This is a genomic window from Microbacterium umsixpiens, from assembly GCF_053543675.1.
The window spans coordinates 1-4,228 of record NZ_JBLVOH010000125.1 but is presented as its reverse complement, the minus strand read 5'-3'; the positions used below and the strand labels follow the sequence as shown (position 1 = coordinate 4,228).

The window sequence follows — 4,228 nt, the reverse complement described above, 5'->3', positions numbered from 1 at the left end:
GTCGTGCCGTCTCAGTTCGCGTCGGCGTGGTGTGCGGGGCTGTCGACCTCGTCCAGCCAGGCGGCGATCGTGGCACGAGCGGCGGTCTCGAGCCGCGGGCCGTGGAGCCTGGCCTGCTCGCGGATCGTGCGCGGGTCGATGCCGTGGTGGTGCAGCTCGTGCGCGTGCCCGATGAGCCAATTCCCGATCGTGCGATGGTCGGCCTCCAGGTGGAACTGCAGTGCGAGCACGGCGTCGGTGGCGAACGCCTGGTTCGGGAAGTCCGGCGTGCGAGCGAGATGGCGGGCGCCCTCAGGGATGGTGAAGGCATCGCCGTGCCAGTGCAGGACGGGCAGACCGTCGAGGGGACGCAGGGGAGAGTCGAGGCCCTCGGGCGTGAGTTCGAGCGGCGCGTAGCCGATCTCCACGGACCCGGTCGGAGCGACCGCTGCTCCCATCTCCTCGGCGATGAGCTGTGCGCCCAGACAGATGCCCAACATCGCCCGGCCGTCGCGCAGCCGGTGCGCGATCGCCTCCTTCGACGCGTGCAGGAACGGATAGTGCACGGTCTCGTACACCCCGATGGGGCCACCGAGCACGATGAGCAGATCCGCGTCGTCCACCCGCTCGATGTCGATCGCCTGCACGCCGAGGTCGACGTACTCCACGCGATACCCCCGCTCGATCAGCAGCGGCTCGAGGATGCCCAGGCCTTCGAAGTGGACGTGCCGGAATGCGAGCGCGGTGCGCGGCGGCGAGGACGAGGTCGTCATGGAGTCCGCCTTTCTGCGACGTGTGCGACGAGTTCGGTGAGACGGTGCGAGTATCCCCACTCGTCGTCGTACCAGGCCGAGATCTTGACCTGCGAGCCGATCACGCGGATCAGTGTGGTGTCCAGAATCGACGAGTGCGGGTCGATGACCGAGTCCGAGACAGCGATCTCGTCGTCGGCGCAGCGCAGGATCCCCTTGAGTCGATCGTCCGCGCCTGCCTGGTACGCGGCCCTCACCTCGTCGGCGGTGACGGTCCGATTCGCGGTGACGGTGAGATGCGTGATCGACCCCCTGAGGGTGGGAGCCCGCAGCGCCGTGCCCTCGAGCCGCCCGTCGAGGTGCGGGAGGACGCGCGTGACGGCCTCGGCGGCGCCGAGGCTGCTCGCCGTGATCCTCGCGTCTCGGGTTCCCGCGGGCAGCAGGTCGGCGTGGGGGATGTCCTGGACGCAGTCGTCCACGGAGCCTGAGTGGACCGTCGTCATCAGCGCCGCGTCGATCCCGAAGGCGTCATCGAACACCTGCAGCACCGGCGCCAGGCAGAGCGTGGTGCACGAGCCGCTGGAGATCACGTGGTGCCGGTCGGGGTCGTACGATCCGTCGTTCACGCCGAGCACGAAGGTCCCGTCGTCGCCGGCAGCGGGCGACGTCATGATCACCTTCTCGGCGCCGGCGGCGAGGTGCTCCCTCGCGGCGTCCGCGCGGGCGGCCTGGCCGGTCGACTCGATGACGATGTCGACGCCGAGTTCGTCCCACGGCAGGGATCGGCGGTCGTGTTCGGCGTACACCCGGATCGCGTGGCCGTTGAGGAAGAGATGCTTGTCGTCATGTCGGGCCGCGGCTGTCGGCCGGCCGCTTCCCCGGTCGCTCTCGAGGAGGTCGGCGATCCCGCGAGCGCCGCGCGGGTCGTTCAGCGCGACCAGCTCCAGGTCGGACCTGCGCGTCATGAGAAGGCGGAGCTGGTTGCGCCCGATCCGCCCGAGTCCGTTGATGGCGATCTTCGTGGGCATGGAGTTCTTTCGGGGGTGGTGAGGATCCGGAGCGATCTGTGAGGATGTTCGGTCGAACACGGATCAGGCGAGAGCCGTCAATGCTCGATCGATCACGTCCATCGCGATGTCGAGCTGCTGGTCGGTGGTGGTGAGGGTCGGCAGGAAACGGATCACGTTCGCGTCGCTGCCCGCGGTGAGGAGGAGGATCCCCTCCTGTGCCGCGAAAGTCGCAATGGCCGAGGCCGCGCCGGCCGCCGGACGCGACGTTCCGGGTTCGGTCAGCTCGAACGCGTACATCGCACCCCGACCGCGCACGTCCCCGATCAGCGGATGACGCGTGGCGAGGTCGTTCAGCTGCTGCTCGAGCCTCTCGCCGATGCGCGACGCCTCGGCGAAGAAGTCTCCGTGCTCGAGCTCATCGACGACGGCCAGGGCGGCGGCGATGGACACCGGGTTGCCGCCGAACGTCCCGCCGAGGGTGCCGGGGTCGGCAGCATCCATGATCTCGGCGCGCCCGGTGACACCGGCGAGCGGGAGGCCCGCCGCGATGCCCTTGGCGGTGAGCACGAGATCGGGCACCACACCGAATCCCTCGCTCGCGAACCAGGTCCCCGTGCGGCCGAGGCCGGTCTGGATCTCGTCCGCGATGAACACGACGCCGTTGCGGGTGCACCACTCCTGCAGCGCGGGCAGGTAACCGTCTGCGGGCACGACGAAGCCGCCCTCGCCCTGGATGGGCTCCGCGATCAGAGCTGCGAGGTCGGTGGCGCCGATGCGCTGCTCGAGGTGCGCGATCGTCCGCTGCGCCGCCTGCTCTCCGGTGAGTCCGTCGCGGTACGGGTACGAGTTCGGTACGCGGTGGATGTCGGGAGCGAAGGGACCGAAACCGGTGCCGTACGCCGCCTTGTGGTTCATGGCGAGGGCCAGGTTCGTACGCCCGTGGAAGGCGTGGTCGAGTGCGGCGACCGCGCGGCGGCCGGTGTGTCTGCGGGCGATCTTGACCGCGTTCTCCACGGCCTCCGCTCCGGAGTTGGCGAAGAAGGAGCGCTTCTCGTGCTCGCCGGGAGTCTTCTCGGCGAGGCGCTCCGCGAGCCGTACGTATCCCTCGTAGGGGGTCACCGTGAAGAGGGTGTGGGTGACCTGCTCGAGCTGCGCGGCCGCTGCGGCGATGGCGGCGGGATTCCCGTGGCCGATCGTGGTCACGCCGATACCGCTCCCCAGGTCGAGGAAGCGGTTGCCGTCGACGTCGGTCACCCACGGGCCGTCGGCATGGTCGATGTAGATCGGGAGCACGCTGCCGACCCCGCGGGCCACGGATCTCTGACGCCGCTCGTGGATCGCACGGCTCCGCGGCCCCGGCACCTCGGTGCGCAGGGAGGGGGCGGATGAGCGGCCGGAAAGCACGTCGAGCGGGGACATGGGGCTCCTGTCGGGTGTGGCGCGAGGCGATCCAGCCTCACATCAGATCGACCTAAGACTATGTTAGCCTTTGGCCTATGTCAAAAATGGAACGGCCGGACGGGGCCGACGATCGATACCCCACGGCGTTCACCGTCGAAGACTTCCGCTCCAACATCGCAGCGGTCCGCGCACGCATCGACGAGGCGGCCCGTCGCGCGGGGCGTCACCCGCACGACATCACGCTGCTTCCGGTGAGCAAGACCGTCCCCACCGAGCGCGTCCGGGTCGCCATCGAGTCCGGCATGCGGCTGCTCGGAGAGAACAAGGTGCAGGAGGCGGTGCGCAAGCACGGCGAGACGACCGACCTCGACGTGTCGTGGTCGATCATCGGACATCTGCAGACCAACAAGGCACGGGACGTCGCCGCGTTCGCCGCGGAGTTCCAGGCCCTCGACCGGCTGCGTGTCGCCGAAGCGCTCGACCGGCGCCTGCAGGCGGCAGGACGCAGCCTTGACGTCTTCGTGCAGGTGAACACCTCGGCGGAGGACTCGAAGTTCGGGATGCCGCCGGAGGAACTCCCCACGTTCCTCGAGGCGTTGCCCTCGTATCAGAGCCTTCACGTGCGTGGACTCATGACGCTCGCCATCCTGACGCCCGACGAGCACCGTGTGCGTGAATGCTTCTCCCTCCTGCGCATACTGCGAGACCAGGCCAGGGAAGACGCCCCCGACCTGATCGGCACCGGCGAGCTCTCGATGGGGATGTCGGGGGACTACGAGATCGCCGTCGAGGAGGGGGCGACCTGCGTGCGCGTCGGACAGGCGATCTTCGGCGCCCGCGCCCTCCCCGACAGCTACTACTGGCCCGAGGCCTGACCGGCGACGACGTCGGCGCGGCGATCAGTCGTCGGTGCGGAAACCCGCCGCCTTGTGGGTGCCGTCGCAGAACGGTTTGAGGGTCGAGAGCCCGCAGCGGCACAGGGCCACGGTGCGGCGATGCGGCTCGATCGGCTCACCGTCGGCGGTGCGCAGTTCGACGTCGCCGCGCACGAGCAGCGGTCCGTCGGGATACGGCGTGATCGACGGC

General features: G+C 69.4%; 5 protein-coding genes. 1 reads left to right on the top strand and 4 read right to left on the bottom strand.

From position 1 onward, the window contains the following. Nucleotides 1-11: 11 nt before the first annotated feature. From ACNPM4_RS12460 to gabT, 3 genes are all read right to left on the bottom strand, one after another. Nucleotides 12-752 carry a glutamine amidotransferase gene (locus tag ACNPM4_RS12460; RefSeq protein ID WP_448985895.1) on the bottom strand — a complete coding sequence of 247 codons (741 nt, stop codon included), beginning with the start codon at nt 750-752 and terminating at the stop codon, nt 12-14. Continuing rightward, the gene (locus ACNPM4_RS12455) at nt 749-1,759 is read right to left on the bottom strand and encodes a type I glyceraldehyde-3-phosphate dehydrogenase (protein WP_448985894.1); all 1,011 of its coding nucleotides are present in this window, start codon (nt 1,757-1,759) and stop codon (nt 749-751) included. The genes ACNPM4_RS12460 and ACNPM4_RS12455 overlap by 4 nt, the downstream gene beginning before the upstream one ends. A 63-nt stretch (nt 1,760-1,822) precedes the next feature. Further along, nucleotides 1,823-3,160, bottom strand: coding sequence for a 4-aminobutyrate--2-oxoglutarate transaminase (gene gabT, locus ACNPM4_RS12450; protein WP_448985893.1), 1,338 nt, complete (start codon nt 3,158-3,160; stop codon nt 1,823-1,825). A 77-nt stretch (nt 3,161-3,237) separates the two neighbouring features. On the opposite strand from gabT, the gene ACNPM4_RS12445 reads away from it, so the two are divergent. After that, nucleotides 3,238-4,017, top strand: coding sequence for a YggS family pyridoxal phosphate-dependent enzyme (locus tag ACNPM4_RS12445; RefSeq protein WP_448985892.1), 780 nt, complete (start codon nt 3,238-3,240; stop codon nt 4,015-4,017). A 24-nt stretch (nt 4,018-4,041) separates the two neighbouring features. Here the strand turns inward: ACNPM4_RS12445 and ACNPM4_RS12440 are convergent. Next, nucleotides 4,042-4,228 (bottom strand): CDGSH iron-sulfur domain-containing protein (locus ACNPM4_RS12440; RefSeq protein ID WP_448985891.1); only part of this gene is annotated, 187 nt, incomplete at its 5' end.